26 protein-coding genes are annotated in these 17,419 nt (G+C 37.2%); 1 reads left to right on the forward strand and 25 read right to left on the reverse strand.

Features of this window, described 5'->3' with window-relative positions; translation table 11 throughout:
• Positions 1-272: 272 nt before the first annotated feature.
• From BWI92_RS16510 to BWI92_RS16625, 25 genes are all read right to left on the reverse strand, one after another.
• Positions 273-890 carry a hypothetical protein gene (locus BWI92_RS16510; RefSeq protein ID WP_095164458.1) on the reverse strand — a complete coding sequence of 206 codons (618 nt, stop codon included), beginning with the start codon at positions 888-890 and terminating at the stop codon, positions 273-275.
• A 2-nt stretch (positions 891-892) separates the two neighbouring features.
• Complete coding sequence (locus BWI92_RS16515; protein ID WP_095164461.1) at positions 893-2,107, reverse strand: AAA family ATPase; 1,215 nt, start codon at positions 2,105-2,107, stop codon at positions 893-895.
• Between the two features lie 288 nt (positions 2,108-2,395).
• Entirely contained in the window at positions 2,396-2,587 is a 192-nt protein-coding gene (locus tag BWI92_RS16520; RefSeq protein WP_095164462.1) for a hypothetical protein, read from the reverse strand.
• 99 nt (positions 2,588-2,686) lie between these two features.
• Positions 2,687-3,931, reverse strand: a complete 1,245-nt coding sequence (locus BWI92_RS16525) for an SGNH/GDSL hydrolase family protein (protein WP_095164464.1) — start codon at positions 3,929-3,931, stop codon at positions 2,687-2,689.
• Positions 3,931-4,146, reverse strand: coding sequence for a hypothetical protein (locus tag BWI92_RS16530; protein ID WP_095164466.1), 216 nt, complete (start codon positions 4,144-4,146; stop codon positions 3,931-3,933). The genes BWI92_RS16525 and BWI92_RS16530 overlap by 1 nt, the downstream gene beginning before the upstream one ends.
• Before the next feature lie 114 nt (positions 4,147-4,260).
• The gene (locus BWI92_RS16535; RefSeq protein ID WP_095164468.1) at positions 4,261-4,524 is read right to left on the reverse strand and encodes a hypothetical protein; all 264 of its coding nucleotides are present in this window, start codon (positions 4,522-4,524) and stop codon (positions 4,261-4,263) included.
• 49 nt (positions 4,525-4,573) lie between these two features.
• Positions 4,574-4,939 (reverse strand): hypothetical protein, encoded by a 366-nt coding sequence (locus BWI92_RS16540; RefSeq protein WP_095164470.1) that lies wholly within the window; start codon positions 4,937-4,939, stop codon positions 4,574-4,576.
• On the reverse strand, positions 4,929-5,387 hold the full coding sequence (locus BWI92_RS16545) for a hypothetical protein (RefSeq protein ID WP_095164472.1): 459 nt from the start codon (positions 5,385-5,387) through the stop codon (positions 4,929-4,931). Before BWI92_RS16545 ends, BWI92_RS16540 begins: the two co-directional genes overlap by 11 nt.
• Positions 5,388-5,392: 5 nt before the next feature.
• The gene (locus tag BWI92_RS16550) at positions 5,393-7,189 is read right to left on the reverse strand and encodes a hypothetical protein (RefSeq protein WP_095164474.1); all 1,797 of its coding nucleotides are present in this window, start codon (positions 7,187-7,189) and stop codon (positions 5,393-5,395) included.
• Positions 7,176-7,733, reverse strand: coding sequence for a hypothetical protein (locus tag BWI92_RS16555; protein WP_095164476.1), 558 nt, complete (start codon positions 7,731-7,733; stop codon positions 7,176-7,178). The genes BWI92_RS16550 and BWI92_RS16555 overlap by 14 nt, the downstream gene beginning before the upstream one ends.
• Before the next feature lie 58 nt (positions 7,734-7,791).
• Positions 7,792-8,025, reverse strand: a complete 234-nt coding sequence (locus BWI92_RS16560) for a hypothetical protein (RefSeq protein WP_095164478.1) — start codon at positions 8,023-8,025, stop codon at positions 7,792-7,794.
• 3 nt (positions 8,026-8,028) lie between these two features.
• Positions 8,029-8,775: a hypothetical protein gene (locus BWI92_RS16565; protein WP_095164480.1), complete on the reverse strand. Its 747-nt coding sequence runs from the start codon at positions 8,773-8,775 to the stop codon at positions 8,029-8,031.
• The gene (locus tag BWI92_RS16570) at positions 8,768-9,208 is read right to left on the reverse strand and encodes an LPXTG cell wall anchor domain-containing protein (RefSeq protein ID WP_095164482.1); all 441 of its coding nucleotides are present in this window, start codon (positions 9,206-9,208) and stop codon (positions 8,768-8,770) included. The genes BWI92_RS16565 and BWI92_RS16570 overlap by 8 nt, the downstream gene beginning before the upstream one ends.
• On the reverse strand, positions 9,205-9,846 hold the full coding sequence (locus tag BWI92_RS16575; protein WP_095164484.1) for a hypothetical protein: 642 nt from the start codon (positions 9,844-9,846) through the stop codon (positions 9,205-9,207). The genes BWI92_RS16570 and BWI92_RS16575 overlap by 4 nt, the downstream gene beginning before the upstream one ends.
• A gap of 141 nt (positions 9,847-9,987) precedes the next feature.
• A complete protein-coding gene (locus tag BWI92_RS16580; RefSeq protein WP_095164486.1) occupies positions 9,988-10,446 on the reverse strand; it encodes a hypothetical protein in 459 nt (152 codons plus the stop codon).
• A gap of 1 nt (position 10,447) precedes the next feature.
• Positions 10,448-10,771, reverse strand: coding sequence for a hypothetical protein (locus tag BWI92_RS16585; RefSeq protein ID WP_095164489.1), 324 nt, complete (start codon positions 10,769-10,771; stop codon positions 10,448-10,450).
• Between the two features lie 4 nt (positions 10,772-10,775).
• Positions 10,776-10,952, reverse strand: coding sequence for a hypothetical protein (locus tag BWI92_RS27365; protein ID WP_176464457.1), 177 nt, complete (start codon positions 10,950-10,952; stop codon positions 10,776-10,778).
• 25 nt (positions 10,953-10,977) lie between these two features.
• Positions 10,978-11,670, reverse strand: a complete 693-nt coding sequence (locus BWI92_RS16595) for a transglycosylase SLT domain-containing protein (protein ID WP_176464458.1) — start codon at positions 11,668-11,670, stop codon at positions 10,978-10,980.
• Complete coding sequence (locus BWI92_RS16600; RefSeq protein WP_095164495.1) at positions 11,651-12,220, reverse strand: transglycosylase SLT domain-containing protein; 570 nt, start codon at positions 12,218-12,220, stop codon at positions 11,651-11,653. Before BWI92_RS16600 ends, BWI92_RS16595 begins: the two co-directional genes overlap by 20 nt.
• Before the next feature lies 1 nt (position 12,221).
• On the reverse strand, positions 12,222-12,380 hold the full coding sequence (locus BWI92_RS27370; protein ID WP_176464459.1) for a hypothetical protein: 159 nt from the start codon (positions 12,378-12,380) through the stop codon (positions 12,222-12,224).
• Between the two features lie 3 nt (positions 12,381-12,383).
• Complete coding sequence (locus tag BWI92_RS16605; protein WP_095164497.1) at positions 12,384-12,851, reverse strand: hypothetical protein; 468 nt, start codon at positions 12,849-12,851, stop codon at positions 12,384-12,386.
• Positions 12,851-13,564, reverse strand: a complete 714-nt coding sequence (locus BWI92_RS16610) for a hypothetical protein (protein ID WP_095164499.1) — start codon at positions 13,562-13,564, stop codon at positions 12,851-12,853. Before BWI92_RS16610 ends, BWI92_RS16605 begins: the two co-directional genes overlap by 1 nt.
• 57 nt (positions 13,565-13,621) lie before the next feature.
• Entirely contained in the window at positions 13,622-14,173 is a 552-nt protein-coding gene (locus BWI92_RS16615) for a hypothetical protein (protein ID WP_095164501.1), read from the reverse strand.
• 35 nt (positions 14,174-14,208) lie between these two features.
• Entirely contained in the window at positions 14,209-14,655 is a 447-nt protein-coding gene (locus BWI92_RS16620) for a hypothetical protein (RefSeq protein ID WP_095164503.1), read from the reverse strand.
• A 34-nt stretch (positions 14,656-14,689) separates the two neighbouring features.
• On the reverse strand, positions 14,690-15,187 hold the full coding sequence (locus BWI92_RS16625; protein ID WP_095164505.1) for a hypothetical protein: 498 nt from the start codon (positions 15,185-15,187) through the stop codon (positions 14,690-14,692).
• A gap of 223 nt (positions 15,188-15,410) precedes the next feature.
• On the opposite strand from BWI92_RS16625, the gene BWI92_RS16630 reads away from it, so the two are divergent.
• Positions 15,411-17,387 carry a P-loop NTPase fold protein gene (locus tag BWI92_RS16630; protein WP_095164507.1) on the forward strand — a complete coding sequence of 659 codons (1,977 nt, stop codon included), beginning with the start codon at positions 15,411-15,413 and terminating at the stop codon, positions 17,385-17,387.
• Positions 17,388-17,419: the final 32 nt, after the last annotated feature.

Consider the following 17,419-nt stretch of genomic DNA (forward strand, 5'->3'; position numbering starts at 1 on the left):
GCAAACTCAAGAAATGAATTCAGGGAGTTTGGTACTCCCTTTATCAAGTATTACAAGCGGACAGTATTAGTTACATTTAAAGAAGCCTAATCATCAAGGACATTTACTTAAAAAAGCGTATAAGTTAATACGAAACAAAAGTTGACCCAACTAGTGTAGAAGGAATATGATTCATAAGTAAGTTGACTTTACGATAAACTGAGTTTATTCTCCTAAAATTGGTCGAGATTTCATACTGAACTACCTGAATCATCAATTAAATCTTCGGTTGTCTAAGTGTTGCAATGTTTTTCCTTCAGTTTATTGAATATATTTTGAAACTCACTGAAACTTGGTGAATTGTCTGCGCTCTCACTTTCACGAGTTTTTTTGAACAGTTGTTTGGCATGTACTGTCTTTTTGTATTTAGTTCTCATAATTTTTTGCAGTTGAGAGCTCCCATTCTTCCCATCAAATTTATCTTGAACACTTTCTACCTTGATTAATTCCGTACAATTTTTAATTCCTTCAACATCTGAAATAATCCAATTTTCAAACATTATGTCAGGCGGGCATACGTAAATTGTCTCATCAATGTACTGCGGACTAAAGTTGGGGTCAGCCAGAAGTAATTTACTTATTGCGGCCTTCATTTTTTTTGAAAAATTTGGAGCTTTTTCCCTTCTTTTTTCTAAATCAGGGATTAATATTATTGCTCTAACATCTGTTTTAAGGAGTAATATTAGAGTTGGTAATACACCTTTCGCATACCCTTCAATAGAAAATGTTGTCCCATTTCCAGGTCCATTTCGAATTTCAGGACAACACTGGTATAACATATTAAACTTAGCTCTAATTGAACCTTCTTCAGTAGGTCCATCAACGATTAATGCGATATGTTTTAGACTCATAGTTAAAATTTTGGAATACCACCTAAGTTACCAGCGTTATAATGATAGCCACAACCAAATCCTGAAGCAGAAATTACTTTTTTAATTTCGTTGATATTGTCGAGTCGTTTACAGGTTGTAAAACTACCGTCTAACTCACAAATAATAAGTTCTTCAGGTTCAACCAAATTTAAGATTGTTTCTGAATGACTTGTTAAGATACAGACTCCTGTATCATAGGTGTCCCTAAGGTATCCAATTAAAAGCTTATTTGCGTATGGATGAAGATAATTCTCAGGCTCTTCAATTATTGTTGTTCGTTCTTTCTGTCTTACAATACCGACCAAAAGTGCTAAAAGTTTTATCGTACCATCTGAAAGGCTATTTGAATTGAAGCCATGTCCACGTTTATCAAATAGTGAGAAATAACGTTTTAAGCTGACCTCAGAAATCTCAGGCCTAATTTCATTGAAATTAGGTAGCAGTTGTTCCAATATGGAATTTATTTCTCCTAAATCATTACTCTTTTTAGTCAACAAGTGTAAAGTGTTTGCTAAATATTTCCCATTCCCCAACATTTCCTTAGGCTCTGTAATATCACAGGCTTGTCTTGCAATATGGGGATCTATATTAAGAGACTTGATTTTGTAAAATTCACCAGTTATTACATGACAAGCGAAAAACAATTTTGACATTAACAATAAAAAACTCTCACTTTCGTCTTCATCCGTTTCTATTTTAAAAGACTTTTCATCTTTTTTGACAATTTTCATATCACCAATCAGCACTTTATCATGAATGTTCACTTGAATTTCATTCGCTTTTTGATTAATGGTCAATATTTTCCTAAAAGTTCCTTTTGCTGTTTTTCGTTTGATTTCTAAGAATTCTTCAGAAATGTAGAGCTCTTCTGATAAACATAGTTGTATACCGTATTTATAACTTAAATCATAAACCTCTTCTCGTAATTTTCCAAAGGTCTTTCCACTTGCAGAGACAGAAATTCTCTTGTTTTCACTTACACAATCAACTAAATTAAATGTTGATTTAACTCCTCCAAACTGAGTGAAAGCTTCTTTTAGAGAATTATTAGCTAAAGAAGATAGAATTGTTAGAGCTTGACAGATATTAGTTTTACCAACTCCATTGGGGCCGACAATAACGTTAATCCCCTTTTGGAAATTAATCTCAAAATTCTTCAACGATTTGAAGCCATCAACTTTTAAATTTTCAATCATAAATGTTGTCGTATTTAAATATCTATTTTTTTGCCTTCAGAAATTACCACCTTCTAGTTATATAATTAGAATTATTTCTATAGCTCAGGAACCATTGTCCCAATATAATCAAAGTTTAGAAGTACAGTCCAACCAAAAAATAAGAAAAGAAGATTTATTTCAAATATTTTAGATTTATTAACCAAAATCAATATACGTGCTATACCATCTGTATATATACAGGCAAAACCCCAACAAAAATGCAAAACACATTCCCATTAGGGTTCATCCAAATCATTTCAATCAAACCTACTTTTTCCGAACTGCACCTATCACGGTTACAATCCCCAATATAAAAACCAATCCAAACAAAATCAGATTAGTCACCTTTTGTTTGGCGGTGGTTTGCTCTAAAAGAGTGAGTCTTTGTTGAACTTCTGCGTCGGTAGCATCGGAGTTGCTACCAAATATTGAACCGAGTAATGATGTAATTGCTTGCATTTGCTATCAAATTTTTAAGGTGTTTTCCCTGAGCATGATGTGATCACGCAACAGTGCTTTGTTTTTTGCTATCATTTTTGCCGAATTTCACCAGGCTTTTCAGCTCGAGCTTTGAAATTTTGCTATCAAAAGTTTTAGAAAGGTGAATGTCACAACAAACGCTAGAATGCCCAATAAGATTTTGGTTGCTTCGTCTGAGTCCTTTTGTGTTGTTGTAATAGGCTTTTCGTCAAGGGTTGAGGATGATGATACAACCAAATTTGTAGGCTCATTTAGACTATTATTGATGGTAAATGGTTGTGCCTTGGTTAGATATGTACTCCCCAAAACTTTAGCAAAATCTTCTGCCGCTTTTTGTTCCCCTTTTTCATTGAGATGTAGTCTATCTTCTAACCTTAGGGAATTGTCGTACAGATAAATATCGGGGCCTATTGAGATATTTGTACCTTCTACCACTGCTTTAATTGTGCCATCAATGATACCAAGGTGTTCTTGATAGTCTGTGACCGATGGAGCAAGGACAAAATGAAGGTTTGGAAGATTTGATTCACTTCGAGCCGTTTCGATGATGGTTTTGTATTCATCGGCAATAACATTGGGGTCATTGGTAACAAATTTATCGTTGTCTCCATGAATGCTCAAAATCCCACGAATTCCCGTCCTTGGTACAAGGAATTTTAGAGTATTGAGGAGTTTGATAATCGGCATTCGTTTGGATGAATTGACAAATGAATGCTCAAAGCTCTCAAATCTGGCTGATTTTGCCCATTGCTCCAAGGTCGAACCTCCAAAACCTGCATTGTAAAATGCCACTGGACAATCATTCTGAGCTACCAACAAATCCCCTAATCTTCCCCATATCCCACGGTTAATGGCAAAGTTGATATGGTCTTCGACTGAGGTGTAATCAGTGGCGGTACTTGCCGAAAACTCCGTCATCGAGATAAAGCCTGTTTTCTGATAAAGTGTAGTGTCGGTAATATCTTCAAAACGTGAAGCAGGAATGATAACCCTTTCATCTTTACAGAACTTTGTACCTAAGCCCTCCGTGAAACTGTGTCCCTTTATGCCAAAAATGTCACCAATGGCAACAATTACACTCAAGGATTCCGAATCATTCGACACAGACAAAGTGTAGTAACCTTTGGTCAAAGTGAAAGGAATAGAAAAATTGGCATTTTCTACCGTTGTGGTCAATGTTTTTGAGATGCCTCCCTTGAGTGGAATAGCCGAAAGGGTAACTTGTTTGTTACCCTTCTCAATCAATCCTTCTACCAAAATGGTAGCTTTATCTTGTACATTCCTCTGGAATGGTTGTTTATTAACAGGTGAGATTAGTTTCATTATTTTTTAATTAGCCATTTGATGAATCTATACATCAGGTAAAGGAAAACTACATTTTCAAGCAATATCAAGGCTGGTGAGGCATATACAAAAAAGCCCTGATACATGGAGTCAACAGGTGTAGCATCTTCTGAAACGGTTATTGGTTCTTTTGCTGAATCTTCCTGATTCAACTTTTCTCGTCTTACGACTTCACTACGTCTTACGGTGTACATTTTGCTATCAATTTTTTAGGTTTAGAGCTGATATCTTTTTTCCTGGTCTTTGATATTGCTATCAAAATTTTGAGCGCCTGTTATCTGCAGATGAAAAGCTGCCTTTTTTTGCTATCAAAAGCTTATTCCCCAACTTACAGACCTATTCCCCAAGTAGAAAAGAGCCATGCCCAAAACAGGTGCTTTTACTTTCTGCCAGACAACTTGAAGCTTCTTTCTTCTAATGACTTTGTTGTCAATTTCGGCAACTCTGATAAAATCCTTGGTATTCTGGTCACTGAGTTCAAATGCCTTTTGGCTTGCCTCTATGCCTTTTTGATAGTTGATGTGGTTTAACAGTAGCTCATTGTATCGAACCAAAAGCGAATCATACTTCATTCTATCAGATACGATATTTCGTAGTTGGATGGCTGTGATTTGATAGAGTTTACCTGTTGATTGGTTGGAGCTGTCCGTAGTGCTTTTCGAAAAGCTTCTCCACGGTAGAATCAGGCATAGAAACAATGATAACCTTAATATCTTTTTCATCTTTTAGGTGCTTTTCCTGCGTTTTTTCGGTGTTAGAAAGTCCATTTTTAAAAGCCTCATTAGCTATTTTTTGCATGGTGGTACGTTCAATTTCTCTTTCCTGAATTCTCTTATTGATATCTATCTTTTGTCCTTCCAGCTTTTCCGTGGAGCGACTGCCAATAATCAAATAGAGCGTAGAACAAACAAGCAAAATAGCTATCCCCTGCAAAAGCCTCAGCTTCCACAGGGGTAGTTTGATGGGGATGTGTAGGTTATTGAGCATCCATCAAGTTGACTGGAACAATATTATTCTTTTCAAAAATAATGTTGTCTAGTTCGCTTTCATTTAACTCGATAGTTGTAAAACTCATTGAACCTCTAAAAGAGAATCTTGAAAATATTGTATTTACTATCTCTTTGTTTTCTTTCAATCGCTCGAAAGAGCTAATAAGTGGGATTATATCAACAGGGATATAAATACTTTCATCTATAAAGACCCTCTCAGTCCACTCTTTTGGTTGTGTCTGTGTTGCTTCAAGAAGCTCACGAAAAACAACTTTATATTGACAAATACTAGCCAATATCTTTTGTTTTTCGTTTGGAATTGGATTTAGGAAATCCACCTCTGTAATTCCACCAATTTTTTCGATGATGAAGAAATTGGGTTTAGGATTTAATTGACTTTCGCAATAGATGGGTATTGCAATTATACCCGCCGTTAGTTTCTCCATAGTTTTTATAAGTTAATTTTTCCAAATTCTTTCCAAACGCCTGGGCTTCCGTCACTGATACATACCCACCCTAGCCAGCCATCGGCAGTTGGATTTAGATTGTATATTTTCTCGCCTTTTTTCCAAGTACCAGTAGGAGGTGCTGACGTTTTGTGAAGTATGGCAGGTTCATTGAGTAAAACCCAACCACCTGCAAGATCCTGACGTACGAAAACTGCTGTTTGGTTTGCACGAAATAGCACGCTTGTACGACCATTGGGAAGTATTATATTTCCTCCTGTTGCAAATTCTACAAATCCATTTGGTGTACCATTTTCAAATATTCGAAGTTTAAGGAACTGTCCGACTCCAAGTGCCGACGAAATTGATGTAATAGGAGAAGAAGAGCTATTTAATAGAATATCTTGTCTATTATAAGTACTTAAATTACCTGCACTATTCATTTGAATAGTTGTACCAGAGTAATTTAAAGGATCTCCTGAGGGTGAAAAAAGATTAGTTACAGAAAAACCAAAGTTTGTTGAAGCTCCCTTGGTTACATTTTCACAAGTCCCAATTACGATACCCCCATCTGAAGCAATGAATGAGGCTGGTCCCGCTTTTAGTAAACAACCATCTCCTGTGTTAAGCCCAGCCGTAAAACTTGAATTCGCACCGTTTGCAAAAGTTGGATTTTTTAGGTTGATACAACTCGCATCACCTGCTTCTATACTCACACTTACATTTTCAAAATAGCAACCAAACAAGTTGACTCCTCTAACTGAATAGGTGTAAATACCCTTGTGTGAATTTTGGATAGTACAATTCACAAAATTTAGGCAATACACATTATCGTCGGTGGCAATATTCTTTCGAATCTCAACGTTGGTTTGTCCTTGTTGAAATGGCATAAAACTAGTTTGACCATCGAAGCTACAGGTCGTAAAGGTCATTTGACCTGCTTGACCAAGAATATATAAACTACGACTTGTAGTTGAATTAACTTTGTATCCATTGCAATTCGTAAGATTAACAAATTGGTTTGCTAAGTCTCCTAACTGTCCGTTTATGTTTACATCTATCGCCTCAATGTGCCATTGATTACCTACAAAATTTTCAACAGTGATATTGGTAAAATTAGAGTACCAAACACCGCCAGTATAAGCTGGAATATTTTGAGCAACCCCCTTGAGATACATTCCATGTGTGGCACTTCCATTTTTCCCAACCAGACGAAAATCCGAAAAGTTGACCTGTTGAAGAGGTGCAACCGCTATACGAAAAAAACCTGTTTCTGTACTTGTTTGAGCAAAAAGTCTACTCTTATCCATCCCTTCACCTTTGATATTAGCCGTTTTAAGGTTTTGGTACCTCAGTCCATAATCTCCAGCAGGGATGTACATGGTGTATCCCATTATTGCACAAAATTCATTACACTTATTAAATGCCTCTGTGTTATCTGTGCCGATTCCTGTATTTTTATCGTAGTCGGCAATAGCTCCAAACTTTCTTACATCAACCTTCTCCTCAAATCTTCTTTTTAATCGTCCACCCCAAACAGTCACAAATGTTGTGATACCATCATGTAGACTTTCATGGTCGTTTTCGTCATAATAAAGACGTCCTGTTTTGCCCTCATCCGTAATAAAAAATTCTTTTTGAATTTTTACGATGCTTTCAGGTAAATATATTACCTCATTGACTGAAACTAAACTTCTCTTAGATGATTTAAGAATCATTTCAGTAGCCTTCTGACTACTTGGGTCTAGTAAGATACTCTTACCCTCAATATAGGTTAGTAGTTTTCCGTTAAATGCTGTCATACAAGTATTTTTGACTAAAGTCTGTGATTAGTTCCGTTGTTGACACACTAAATCCAACACTTCTAATCATCCCTTTTTCTGGCTGTACTGGGGTGATTTCTCCGTTTAGTGTGGCAAAGTACATTTTATTAGCAGTCAAGCCAGTAAATCCGCTTATCTTCCCTGCCAAGGCTACACGAATCAAATTGCCTGAAACGGCACTTGTTTTGGCAATTCCAATAGCTAGGTTGTACATATCTTCATCGGTAGGGTCAAATAGGTAAACAGTTCCGTTTTGAATCGCTACCACTTTGCCAAATCCAATGTTTTCCCCTGCCATCAAAGCGATTTCTGTCAGGTTTTCAAGCTCTGAAATCTTAGCTTGCAGGGATGAATCATTTGATGAGGTTGGAACGTACAAAATAGATGCCTGTGCGGGTGCTGTATTCGTGTCCGTGCTTTCAACCTTTTCATCTAACCGCTCAAAGACCTTTTTAAATGCTAGTGCTATAGCTGTCAAAATCAGTAGCACCATTAGTAAAACATAAATCATCTTCTTTCTCATGATAAAAAATAGCCTTGCCCAATCTTTGGACAAGGCTTCTTGATAGGTTTAGAATTGGTTATTTGTAGACTTCTTTAGCGGCTTCTCGCAAGGCTTTTCTCCATGTGGGTATCTCTTTCCCTGCTTTGCCAGCATCGTAGATTTTCTTTACTGCCACTTTATTGACCTTTTTGACCTTCTCCTGAGCCTTTAACTGGCTTGGAGTATAGTTGGGCTTAGTTTTCTTTTTTTCGGGCTTAAATTCGATAATTTTGCCCTTTGGTTTAGCCTTTGGCTTTTCTTGTTTTGCCATAGATTAAATAGGTTTAGATTTTTTGATGATACGATAAACTAAATAAAGAGCGCAAAGCCCTAAGAATCCTAATACATAAACCATTGGATTATCCTTCGTCTGGCTTGCTACTGTTTGTCCTGTAAGCTTTCGGTAAAGTAGCTTCCCTTTTGTTAAAACGGCTTGCCAGTACTCACCACGTACATTCATCCAACTGATATACCCACCTTCGTAAAGCTCCCTTGGACGACTCAAAAGACCTAGATAGTCATATTTGATACCTTCTTGATGGGTTTTATTAAACCAGTCTGGAGTAATAAAATTCGAGACTTCAAAGCCATCAATCAAATATCCTTTCCCATCGGTCGCGTCTGCTACTTCTTCGACAAATAATGGATCATCTTCATTCTCTTTGTATCCTGTGGTCTTTCTGAACTTTTTCAAAAAAGGATTATGAACGATTTCCATAATCTCATGACTCAGCACATAGGATGTTCGACTTGAGTATTTGACTAATCCATACGGTATGCCATCATCACCTACAGCGTGATAGCCTCCCAAGGTGGGTTCATCAATTTCGTACTGGATAGTAACTGGATAATAACCAAGGCTTTTTGCGGTCTTTACGTCTTGGAAAACCACCGCTTGAGATTCTACAGCCCACACTGGCGCAAAATGTAGGGAGAGTTGCTTGTTGATAGCATTTACCATCTTTTCAAGCCCATCTCCCTGAATCTCTTTTACATTGGATATTACGGCAATCTTAATCATCTTTCTTTCTGAATGCGTAAATCAAACCGCCAATCAATGCCACCGCTCCGATTACTATAACTATTACTACGTTTTGCCCTGTTCGCTCTAATTGCTTCTGTTGAACACTTGGGTCTGGTTGAGTGTTATTCGTTCCTGTGTCGATGGCATTTGGAAAGACGGAGGTAAACAAAAGTCCTACACCTGCCAAAATACCGCCCCAATTGGTGTTGGTATTCTTACTAGCTACCACATTCCCTTGATTGTCTTTTACTTCGAGGGTTGTGCCTGTAGCGGTCACGGGTGAGGCTGTTTTTCCTGTAAAGATATTCTTGATTCCTGTCCAGATGGACGAAATAGCTTGTCCTGCCTTGGTCTTCTGGTTTTGAACGGTCGTAGTCTGGCTTTCAGACGATGTATTCAAGCCTTGTGAGGTATCTACTTTCTTTTTCATGCTTCCTCCTTTCTACCTCTAAGAAAAGCCCAAACTGCGACACCAACACCAACAACCAAAAGAGCAAGCCCAATGATTAGACCTGTTTTACTAGATTGACCTGAGCCATTTGAATCACTTGAACCTCCTGTTCCTGAACCACCGACACCTTTTTGGTTATTGGGTGCTTCAGGGTTTTCTGAGTTGGCTTGATTTTTCTGTTTTTCAAGGTCTGCATTCGTCAAGGCAAGTTCCTTATATTCATTTTCTCCCAACACCTCTGAAGCTTTTACCCAATAGAGCGCATTTTTCAAAAATGAGTCTTTGTTCACATAAGGGTTGTAAACATAAAGAGAGCCTTCAACTTGGTGGAATACTACGCCTGAAACAATCTCTGTTCGCCCTGTGTACGTCCCAACATAACTGAATTTTCTTGCCCACATCTTCATAATTTTCTGTTCGGGTGTGTTAAGAGCATCGCCCACATAAGCATGAAGTTTTACATCAGGGTCAGGAATACAGTTTTCCGAATTAAGAATCCAAATAGGTTCGTCTTTTGCCATAAAGTCATACTTTTGACCTGTTGGCAATTTGGCTGCATAAGCGTAGATATTTTCCTTGTTGGTGAGCAATAATTCGCCAATCGTAAGTTTAGCCATTATTCATATTTGTTTAATTTTCGCAACTCCTTTTCTTTTCTCAGTTGGATAAAGTTGAGTGTCGTACCACTTATGTAGAAAAGCACAATTGACAATCCAACCAGAAAAGAACCTATGCGAACAAGTGTGAGATACATAGTTTTATTTTGGGTAATAACGTTTACAAATCTTCTGAATCATTATTCTCAAATCATCGGGTGAAACACTCTCAGGGTCATGGTGTGGCAAGTCCATGCCTGCCTTGGTAAGTGCTACATAACATAAATCAGCGCAATAGAAACCATCATTAGACAAACCCATTGGATATAGCATACTTCCAAGTACCCCTGCCCAGTTATACGGTTTTCCGTATTTACGTGCTACGTATTTTCGTGCCTCTGTTTCATAGAACCACGGAATTTCGTAGTACTCCCAAAAATCGTGGTTACGGTTTTTATCCTCTTCGTAAATCCCTACGCCTCTATACATATCGGATGAAGCAACTTTTCCATCTGAAAAAATCAACTCACAGTGGATGATTTCTGACCTTAGAAATACCTTCATTACCTTGTCGGTAATTTCGTTGTCGTGGCGATAATCTTTGAATGCAATCAAAAACATACTATCCTAACATTTCTTCTTGGTGAGCTTCTGGCTTTGGTTTAGCTGAAGCGTCCAAGGCTTGAACTCCAATGTAACCTTCTAAAAGTTTTGAGGTCATCTCAACCTTTTCTGCCATTTCTGGCATAAATACTTTTACGAGCTGAAGCACTAAAACGCCTAAACCTGCCACAGTAGTTTTAGGGTTTTGTAAGGCTACTTGAAAGAACTTCTGGAGTCCATTTTTGTCGGCAACCTGTTGGGGATTCTGATTTTGTTGGGCTTGCTTTTCCATCAACATTTTTAACTGCAGAATCTCCTGTCTCAATTCTTCTTTATCGTTCATCGGTTTAGTCGTCTGATGGTTCTTCATTGAGGTGTTCTCCTTCCTTGATTTTTTGGTGCTTGAGCTTTTCATTTTTTATCTTCCAGTAAACATATACCGCTGAAAGTAGGAAAAAGCCTCCTTGGGCTAAGTCTGAGAAATCGTGCATAATAAAACCCAAAAATGGGATTTCAAGTAGCATATCTGAGTCGGTGTATAAAATTGTCCTAGCTAAATTCATGTCGTACTCCTCGAATGGAATGTTTGATAAAATCCTTAATCCATTCTTTGAATGATTCCCATGAATCGGGCTTGTACATGAAATAGCCTGTTAATGCAAAGAATGAGATTCCTAATACCCACAAAAGAAGCTTGCCAGTTTGGGAACTAAGCGACCCTTTCTTTTCCAAATTGTTTATGTCGTAGCCGACTGGACAAGCCTTCTGTAGGAATATTTTTACTTCTGCCACCGTGACCACTGAATCTTTGTTGTAGTCGAGCGGATTGGCACTGTATGCAGACGAACCTGCACGGTATAGAACCGTTGTATCTGATTTACCGAAAGCAGAAGGAAAATGAACCAAGAAATACAACTGATAAGCGTCCTTTGGTACTCCTCTGCTTTTGATAGCTTGTTGTAAATAGGCTTTGACATACGGCAACTGTTGCACATGATTCATCTTTGCCAGTGCCGCCGTTGTCGTGCCGATGGATCGTGCGATTGCCTCTAGGAACTGAATCAAACCCGTTGCGGTACTGCTTGGGTTCTTTGCTTGTGGATTCAGTCTTGATTCAGCCCACATTACTATCATGAGCCAGTCTGGATTGGCTATTCCCAAGTCATCACATATCGCTCTGATTGTGTTTTCAAATGCAGTGCGTAGTGATGAAGGGATTTTCTCAATATAGACTAGGCTCATAGAATATAGGTATTTTACTAGCGTATTTACGGTCTTTTTTGTGCAATTTGATTGCCTTGGTAACTGCTTGCTTAAAAAAGCATTTGACATCAATGACCTCTAATTTACCATCGTGGTCACCATAAACAGTATCGAGTACTTTGTTGCCACGATACGCTTTTTCGTGTTCCAAGGCTATGACATAACCATCACTTTTGCCCAAACAAACAGGACTGAAAACAGCTAAATACACATCATAGGCACAATTCATTTTCCCCACGTAGGGTTTGAGATAAGGTAATACCAAGTGTTCTAATTGCCACTCTCCATATTTGCCTTCTACCTGTTCCAATGTGTAACCTAATCTTGCAAGTGTCGATGGTAAGCACTGAATGAGTCCGAAGGCATTGCTACTTTTATTCGTTGCTTGCGAATCGAACCTAGATTCTACCCAAATCACTAGCATAAGCCATTCAGGTTTGATTTGTAGTTTGGCTGACACCTCTCGAACTTTCGAGATAAACCCAAAGGGATTTCTAAAAGTCAGCCATTCGAAAGGTAGTATTTCCATATTAAATCCAACGGGAAATAAGTCTTGCAAACACAATCAACAAAATCCCTGAACCTAGTGCCGTAGCACCTAATTTCAAGGTGCTAGCTGTGTCAAATTGTACGTTGATGTTTGCGCCTACAGTACCTAGATTCCCTAAAATTCCAGATTGGTTATTCATAGTTTAATAATTGAGTTTTAAGGTAATCATACGATTCTCCATGCGTTGCTGTTGGTCTCCACTCCATGAGAAAAGAATCTTTTTCCAACTGGTGACACGTGTCCATAAGGTAGCCGAATCCTTTTTGCCATATTTGGCATTATAGGTTTGCACCATATAGTGAAATTGGTCATTGGTCAATGACAGCGCCTTGGTGTAAGAATCTCTCAAGTCATCAGAATTGCCAAACCAACTATCAAAATAGGCGTGGAATTCTTCCACTAATGGGTTTGGATTCCAACCTTTGGGAATGCCACTGCCTGAGTCTGGCAAGGGTAATTCAAGAAAGGTTTCTTCTTTGGGTTTGGTTAGCCTCTGATAGCCCAAATAGGCAATAAAGGCAAACAATACGTACCAAAAGAACCTTGATGCAGTAAGGAATTTAATTCCAGTACCGATGCCATCTATGGCTGATTTTAAAGCTCCTTTCACTAATTACCTCCCCTTTTAAAGATTCCACTCAATAGTTTAACGGTTACAAAGCCGACTAATGCAGTAATTGCTCCCTTGATAATAAGCTCCTTTACTGACCATCCTTCACCCGTTGATACACTGGATACTTCTACTTTTTTGGTTTCTCCTGTTGAAGTAGTTTTCTGTACAGATTTCTTGACTACCTGTACCGTCGGACTTGGTTTAACCAAAGAACAATACTGAGCCGATACATAACCAACACCACCTAACGCTAAATTAAACTTCAAAAAGCCGTTTGTTACCTTTCCATCACTTTGACCAATCAAGTCACCTTTATTCACTTGGTTTTTAACTGTTGAGGTCAAACTCGCACCGTTTCGGATTCGTACTGAATCACCTGTACAGTAGTAGTTTTTAGTGCCAGAAACGACTGTTGGTGTCGAGATGGTTGAAATATCTGATAACGGAACAATGACATTTGCACGGTATTTAAGCATATAAAGAATGGGCTTGTACAACTGTACCAATGCCAATTTTGAATCTTCAAATACATCTTGAATAATACCTAGTTGCAGTCCATTATTCATTTTGCTGACTACATTACCAAAGTCAATTTTCGTTGGAGAATCTTCATCCCAATCAGCACCATCATACAATTTTACGTATCCGTAATTGGGTGATGCCGTCTTGACGGACATTCCTATACGCACACTCTTTACATCAATTGCCATACTGATTTTGTGTAAATAGAAGGACTCTATCTTTTACAGAGTCCTTCCAAGGTTTGATTAATCTTCGTCTTCGTCGTTTGACTTCAAGGCTTTATAGCCAAGGTATCCTAAAAGAACAGCACCCGCAAAAATCAACCAGTTGAGTGGCTTTTTGTAGAATGGGGTTGCAGGGTCTGAGCCAGTTTCTGAACCGCCTTTAGGACTCGAACCATTAAAGAGTTCTTTCAAAGTATCCTCTGTGGTTTTCTCGGTTACTGGGGTTGAAGAGATATTACCTTTACCATCGGCGTAGATACCGATTTCTTTGCCTCCTTCGGTAGTGTAAGCCTTACCAACTGCAGCAACTTGGTTGAGTGCATATACTTTGATTTGGTTGATGAAATCTTTGATTGCTGAATCATTCAACCAACCAGAGCTTGCAATCATCTCCTGTGTCAAAGGTGCCCATATGTTGTTTGAGCTATGCTTTGCGAATGCTACTTTAGTACCATTGAAATCGACTAAAGCGTAAGTCCAAATTGAGCTGTCACCGAAATCAATTGCAAATAGTACTTCGCCTTGCTTCACTGAACCTGAAGCGTGAATGTTAATTAATGAAGCTGTTGCCATTATAGGTTTAGAATTAAATTGTTGAAATTGAATTTTTAGAGTGCAGGAACTGCGATGTTGTTGTTTTCTAAAATGTTAGCCAGTCTTTTAGCATAGGCAATCACTTTAATCAAATTGGGATCCTGCAATTGAGCTTGTGGCTCGATATAACCCGTAGCATCAAACTCGGTCGAGTTGAATTGAGTGTATTCCATTGCGGTTGCGTTGGCTTTTAACCCTACGGCGATTAACTCGGAGTCACTGGCTAATTTGCTTAAGTCACCAGAGGTAAAGCCATTGAGATAAGTAACCTTACCGACAATAGTGGAGTGAGTAAAATACTCTCTGCCTACGGGTACAAGTTTGTTGGCTAGGTTACTGGCAAACAATAGGGCTACATACAAGCCATTCTTTCGAACAATTTTGATAGTACGAGCCACCCCATCATTGTAGTTGACACTAGCAACAGTGTCTTGATTTTGATACTGTTTTGCGAAAACCATTATCTTAATCGTTAATAGGTGAATAATTGGGCAATTAAGCGTAAACCACTTCGATTTCGACTTCAATAGACGAAAGCAATTTCAAATACATTGCCTTGTCTGGAGTCATCGTTTGATTCACTGGATAGATGAAAGAGCCTCCTTTTTCGTGTACGGCTTCAATTTCCACACGTTGAGCCTTTTTGAAGCGGTCAACAGTTTCAATAATGAGTGGTTGTTCAACTTGCTTGAGTTGGTTGAAATTGGATTTGACACTGATTCGAACACCGTGAATCATTGGAGGATAGGCTAAATCATAATCCAAGGTGTGTTGGATAGATTCTCCTAACTTGGTGGCGGTAACTTCAGAATCACCTTCTACGGCTTTAAAGGCTCCATCGGTAAGTACCTTACCAACCAAAAGGTTTTTCGACGCTAAACCACCAATGAGGCAAACATTACAGTCTCCCTCAGAGTTTTTTAACTTGTACTTTAAAGATTTGTTGGTGTCTGAAGCACTTTCCCCAGTTGGAGATAGGTTTACATTTTCCATAAAAATAGGTTTAAAATTGACTTGTTTTTTCAAATGAACAGGACAAAGATACGGTGGTAAAAAGGCCTTTAGGTTGAAACCCCGCTTTGGTGGTGCTAAGTCTGGTTTAAAACAACAGAAATCTCGTACATATCTATCATTTTAATTAATAGTGAAATAGTTGTTAATTTGTATTGCTCAGCATTTTTACTGAAAATTGAATTACTTAACCTTTAACTATACAATGAAGAAACTTTACCAAATTCTACAAAATAGAGAGTATTTGTTTATTTCAGTTTTGAGTATACTTCCTCTTTTAGCAAAAAGTAGAATAATTGAGCTATTTGAAAAAACAGAGGAATTCAAGAATTACATATCACAATACCCATCAACATCCTTGTCGCTTGATATTGTAACAGCTTTAGTATACTTATTGATGATTTTTCAGCTTCTTTACAGATGGAAAAACAAGGTCATTGTAGACAATATCAGAGTTTTGTTGCTTATTGTCTTGTGTTTTTGGTACGCTGTTGCAAGGTTTTCGCTCGAATGGAAGTTTAGCCCTACCTATAACTTTCAGAGTCTTTATTACACAGACCTTCTAATAGTAATTACTTATTTCAATTGTATCCTTCTTACTAGGAACTATTTTGATGCCTATATACTACTGAAGTTTAAGCCTTTATTAGCTAGAGCTAAAAATCAAGAAGGCTTTATTCTTGAAAGTAATGGTGACCAAGATTTACTTGGACGAAAGAGCTATGCAAAGAACATATCAAAGACTATTTTAAAAAGTAGAATAGATAAACAAGAATCTTGTGCGATTGGAATAACAAGTTCATGGGGTTCAGGAAAAAGCTTTTTTCTTGATGAAATTAAAAAGAATCTAAAAAATAATGATTGCATCATTATTGATTTTAATCCATGGAAAAATCATAATAGTAAAAATTTAATCAATAACTTTTTCGATACGTTTAATAATGCTCTATCTGAATACAATCCAAAGCTATCTAGTCAGATAAGACAGTATGCAAATCAACTTGCAGAGGCAGAGGATAATACCTATACAAAAGCCCTAGATTTCCTTTTCCAACTGGTGTACGGTAAAAAATCAGTAGATGAACTTTATGATACTATTAACTCGACGATTAATAAAATTGACAAAAAAATCATTGTATTTATTGATGACTTAGATAGACTGGACGGAAATGAGATACTTGAAATTTTTAAATTGGTTCGTACCTCTTCAAACTTTGAGAATACTGTATTTGTGGTGGCTTTTGATAAGGAGTATATCTTGAGCGTACTGAGTTCTCAATACACTGATTTCAGAGCGAACTTTCTAGAGAAAATTTTTATTGCTGAATTTTGTTTACCAGATTTTGAAAGTGAAATTATCTATGAAGAACTCGAAGGAAGGTTATTAGATGCACTAGATGAAAGATATCATAATTTGGTGAAAGAATACTTTACCTATCAAGAGGACTATGTAAATAATATTTTAAAGAAATGTATTATTTCAATTAGAGATGTTGTTCGTTTTCCGAACGTATTTAAAGTAAATTTTAACCATATAGCAAATCAAGTATCGTTTTATGATATTCTTAATTTAGAACTAATCAGATATAAATATCCGTCGATTCACAATTTTATAAGAAAAAATATAAAAAATATTCAAGATAGCGATAAGTTCTATTTTTTTAAGATAGATCATGTAAGTACTAAGCGACTATGGGATCAGGACGATAACCTCAAAAAATTAGATATTAATCTTATATTTGCTTTATTTGATAATCCCATTAATAGAGATTCCGTTCACACACCTTTTGCGAACAAATCAAAAGATTTATCACTTAATGAGAACTCTTCTTTAGGAATTCGTTCTTACAGTAATTATCAAACATACTTTACCTTAAGACTAATCGAAAAAGCGATTGATGAAGTCGAATTTCAAGCTATAAAATTAGCTAAAACTGAACATTTTTTGGATAAAATAGAAAGTTGGAGTCAAATGAGTGAAATAACTCTTGAAAGTCTTGTAACTAAGTTGTATTCTGTGTCGAAATTTAGTTCACAACTTGAATACAAAAACATTTTGCGAGGGCTCTATTTTTTGGTAGAAAAATTTTACACAAATAATTACTCTTCACCTGACACAAGTAATTTCTTCAACTTTCAAAAATATTTTCTGGATTATACCAATTCCATTTTTTTGATATAGTTGATGTCAAAGAAATTTTTATTCCTCAAATT

Origin of the sequence: Flectobacillus sp. BAB-3569, from assembly GCF_002270355.1 — a bacterium.
In the GTDB taxonomy this organism is placed as follows: domain Bacteria; phylum Bacteroidota; class Bacteroidia; order Cytophagales; family Spirosomataceae; genus Flectobacillus; species Flectobacillus roseus.

Excerpts from the sequence above, each read along its gene's own strand:
- BWI92_RS16510 (WP_095164458.1), bottom strand. The coding sequence starts at position 890 with ATGAGTCTAAAACATATCGCATTAATCGTTGATGGACCTACTGAAGAA.
- BWI92_RS16515 (WP_095164461.1), bottom strand. The coding sequence starts at position 2,107 with ATGATTGAAAATTTAAAAGTTGATGGCTTCAAATCGTTGAAGAATTTT.
- BWI92_RS16520 (WP_095164462.1), bottom strand. The coding sequence starts at position 2,587 with ATGCAAGCAATTACATCATTACTCGGTTCAATATTTGGTAGCAACTCC.
- BWI92_RS16525 (WP_095164464.1), bottom strand. The coding sequence starts at position 3,931 with ATGAAACTAATCTCACCTGTTAATAAACAACCATTCCAGAGGAATGTA.
- BWI92_RS16530 (WP_095164466.1), bottom strand. The coding sequence starts at position 4,146 with ATGTACACCGTAAGACGTAGTGAAGTCGTAAGACGAGAAAAGTTGAAT.
- BWI92_RS16535 (WP_095164468.1), bottom strand. The coding sequence starts at position 4,524 with ATGAAGTATGATTCGCTTTTGGTTCGATACAATGAGCTACTGTTAAAC.
- BWI92_RS16540 (WP_095164470.1), bottom strand. The coding sequence starts at position 4,939 with ATGCTCAATAACCTACACATCCCCATCAAACTACCCCTGTGGAAGCTG.
- BWI92_RS16545 (WP_095164472.1), bottom strand. The coding sequence starts at position 5,387 with ATGGAGAAACTAACGGCGGGTATAATTGCAATACCCATCTATTGCGAA.
- BWI92_RS16550 (WP_095164474.1), bottom strand. The coding sequence starts at position 7,189 with ATGACAGCATTTAACGGAAAACTACTAACCTATATTGAGGGTAAGAGT.
- BWI92_RS16555 (WP_095164476.1), bottom strand. The coding sequence starts at position 7,733 with ATGAGAAAGAAGATGATTTATGTTTTACTAATGGTGCTACTGATTTTG.
- BWI92_RS16560 (WP_095164478.1), bottom strand. The coding sequence starts at position 8,025 with ATGGCAAAACAAGAAAAGCCAAAGGCTAAACCAAAGGGCAAAATTATC.
- BWI92_RS16565 (WP_095164480.1), bottom strand. The coding sequence starts at position 8,775 with ATGATTAAGATTGCCGTAATATCCAATGTAAAAGAGATTCAGGGAGAT.
- BWI92_RS16570 (WP_095164482.1), bottom strand. The coding sequence starts at position 9,208 with ATGAAAAAGAAAGTAGATACCTCACAAGGCTTGAATACATCGTCTGAA.
- BWI92_RS16575 (WP_095164484.1), bottom strand. The coding sequence starts at position 9,846 with ATGGCTAAACTTACGATTGGCGAATTATTGCTCACCAACAAGGAAAAT.
- BWI92_RS16580 (WP_095164486.1), bottom strand. The coding sequence starts at position 10,446 with ATGTTTTTGATTGCATTCAAAGATTATCGCCACGACAACGAAATTACC.
- BWI92_RS16585 (WP_095164489.1), bottom strand. The coding sequence starts at position 10,771 with ATGAACGATAAAGAAGAATTGAGACAGGAGATTCTGCAGTTAAAAATG.
- BWI92_RS27365 (WP_176464457.1), bottom strand. The coding sequence starts at position 10,952 with ATGCTACTTGAAATCCCATTTTTGGGTTTTATTATGCACGATTTCTCA.
- BWI92_RS16595 (WP_176464458.1), bottom strand. The coding sequence starts at position 11,670 with ATGAGCCTAGTCTATATTGAGAAAATCCCTTCATCACTACGCACTGCA.
- BWI92_RS16600 (WP_095164495.1), bottom strand. The coding sequence starts at position 12,220 with ATGGAAATACTACCTTTCGAATGGCTGACTTTTAGAAATCCCTTTGGG.
- BWI92_RS27370 (WP_176464459.1), bottom strand. The coding sequence starts at position 12,380 with ATGAATAACCAATCTGGAATTTTAGGGAATCTAGGTACTGTAGGCGCA.
- BWI92_RS16610 (WP_095164499.1), bottom strand. The coding sequence starts at position 13,564 with ATGGCAATTGATGTAAAGAGTGTGCGTATAGGAATGTCCGTCAAGACG.
- BWI92_RS16615 (WP_095164501.1), bottom strand. The coding sequence starts at position 14,173 with ATGGCAACAGCTTCATTAATTAACATTCACGCTTCAGGTTCAGTGAAG.
- BWI92_RS16620 (WP_095164503.1), bottom strand. The coding sequence starts at position 14,655 with ATGGTTTTCGCAAAACAGTATCAAAATCAAGACACTGTTGCTAGTGTC.
- BWI92_RS16625 (WP_095164505.1), bottom strand. The coding sequence starts at position 15,187 with ATGGAAAATGTAAACCTATCTCCAACTGGGGAAAGTGCTTCAGACACC.
- BWI92_RS16630 (WP_095164507.1), top strand. The coding sequence starts at position 15,411 with ATGAAGAAACTTTACCAAATTCTACAAAATAGAGAGTATTTGTTTATT.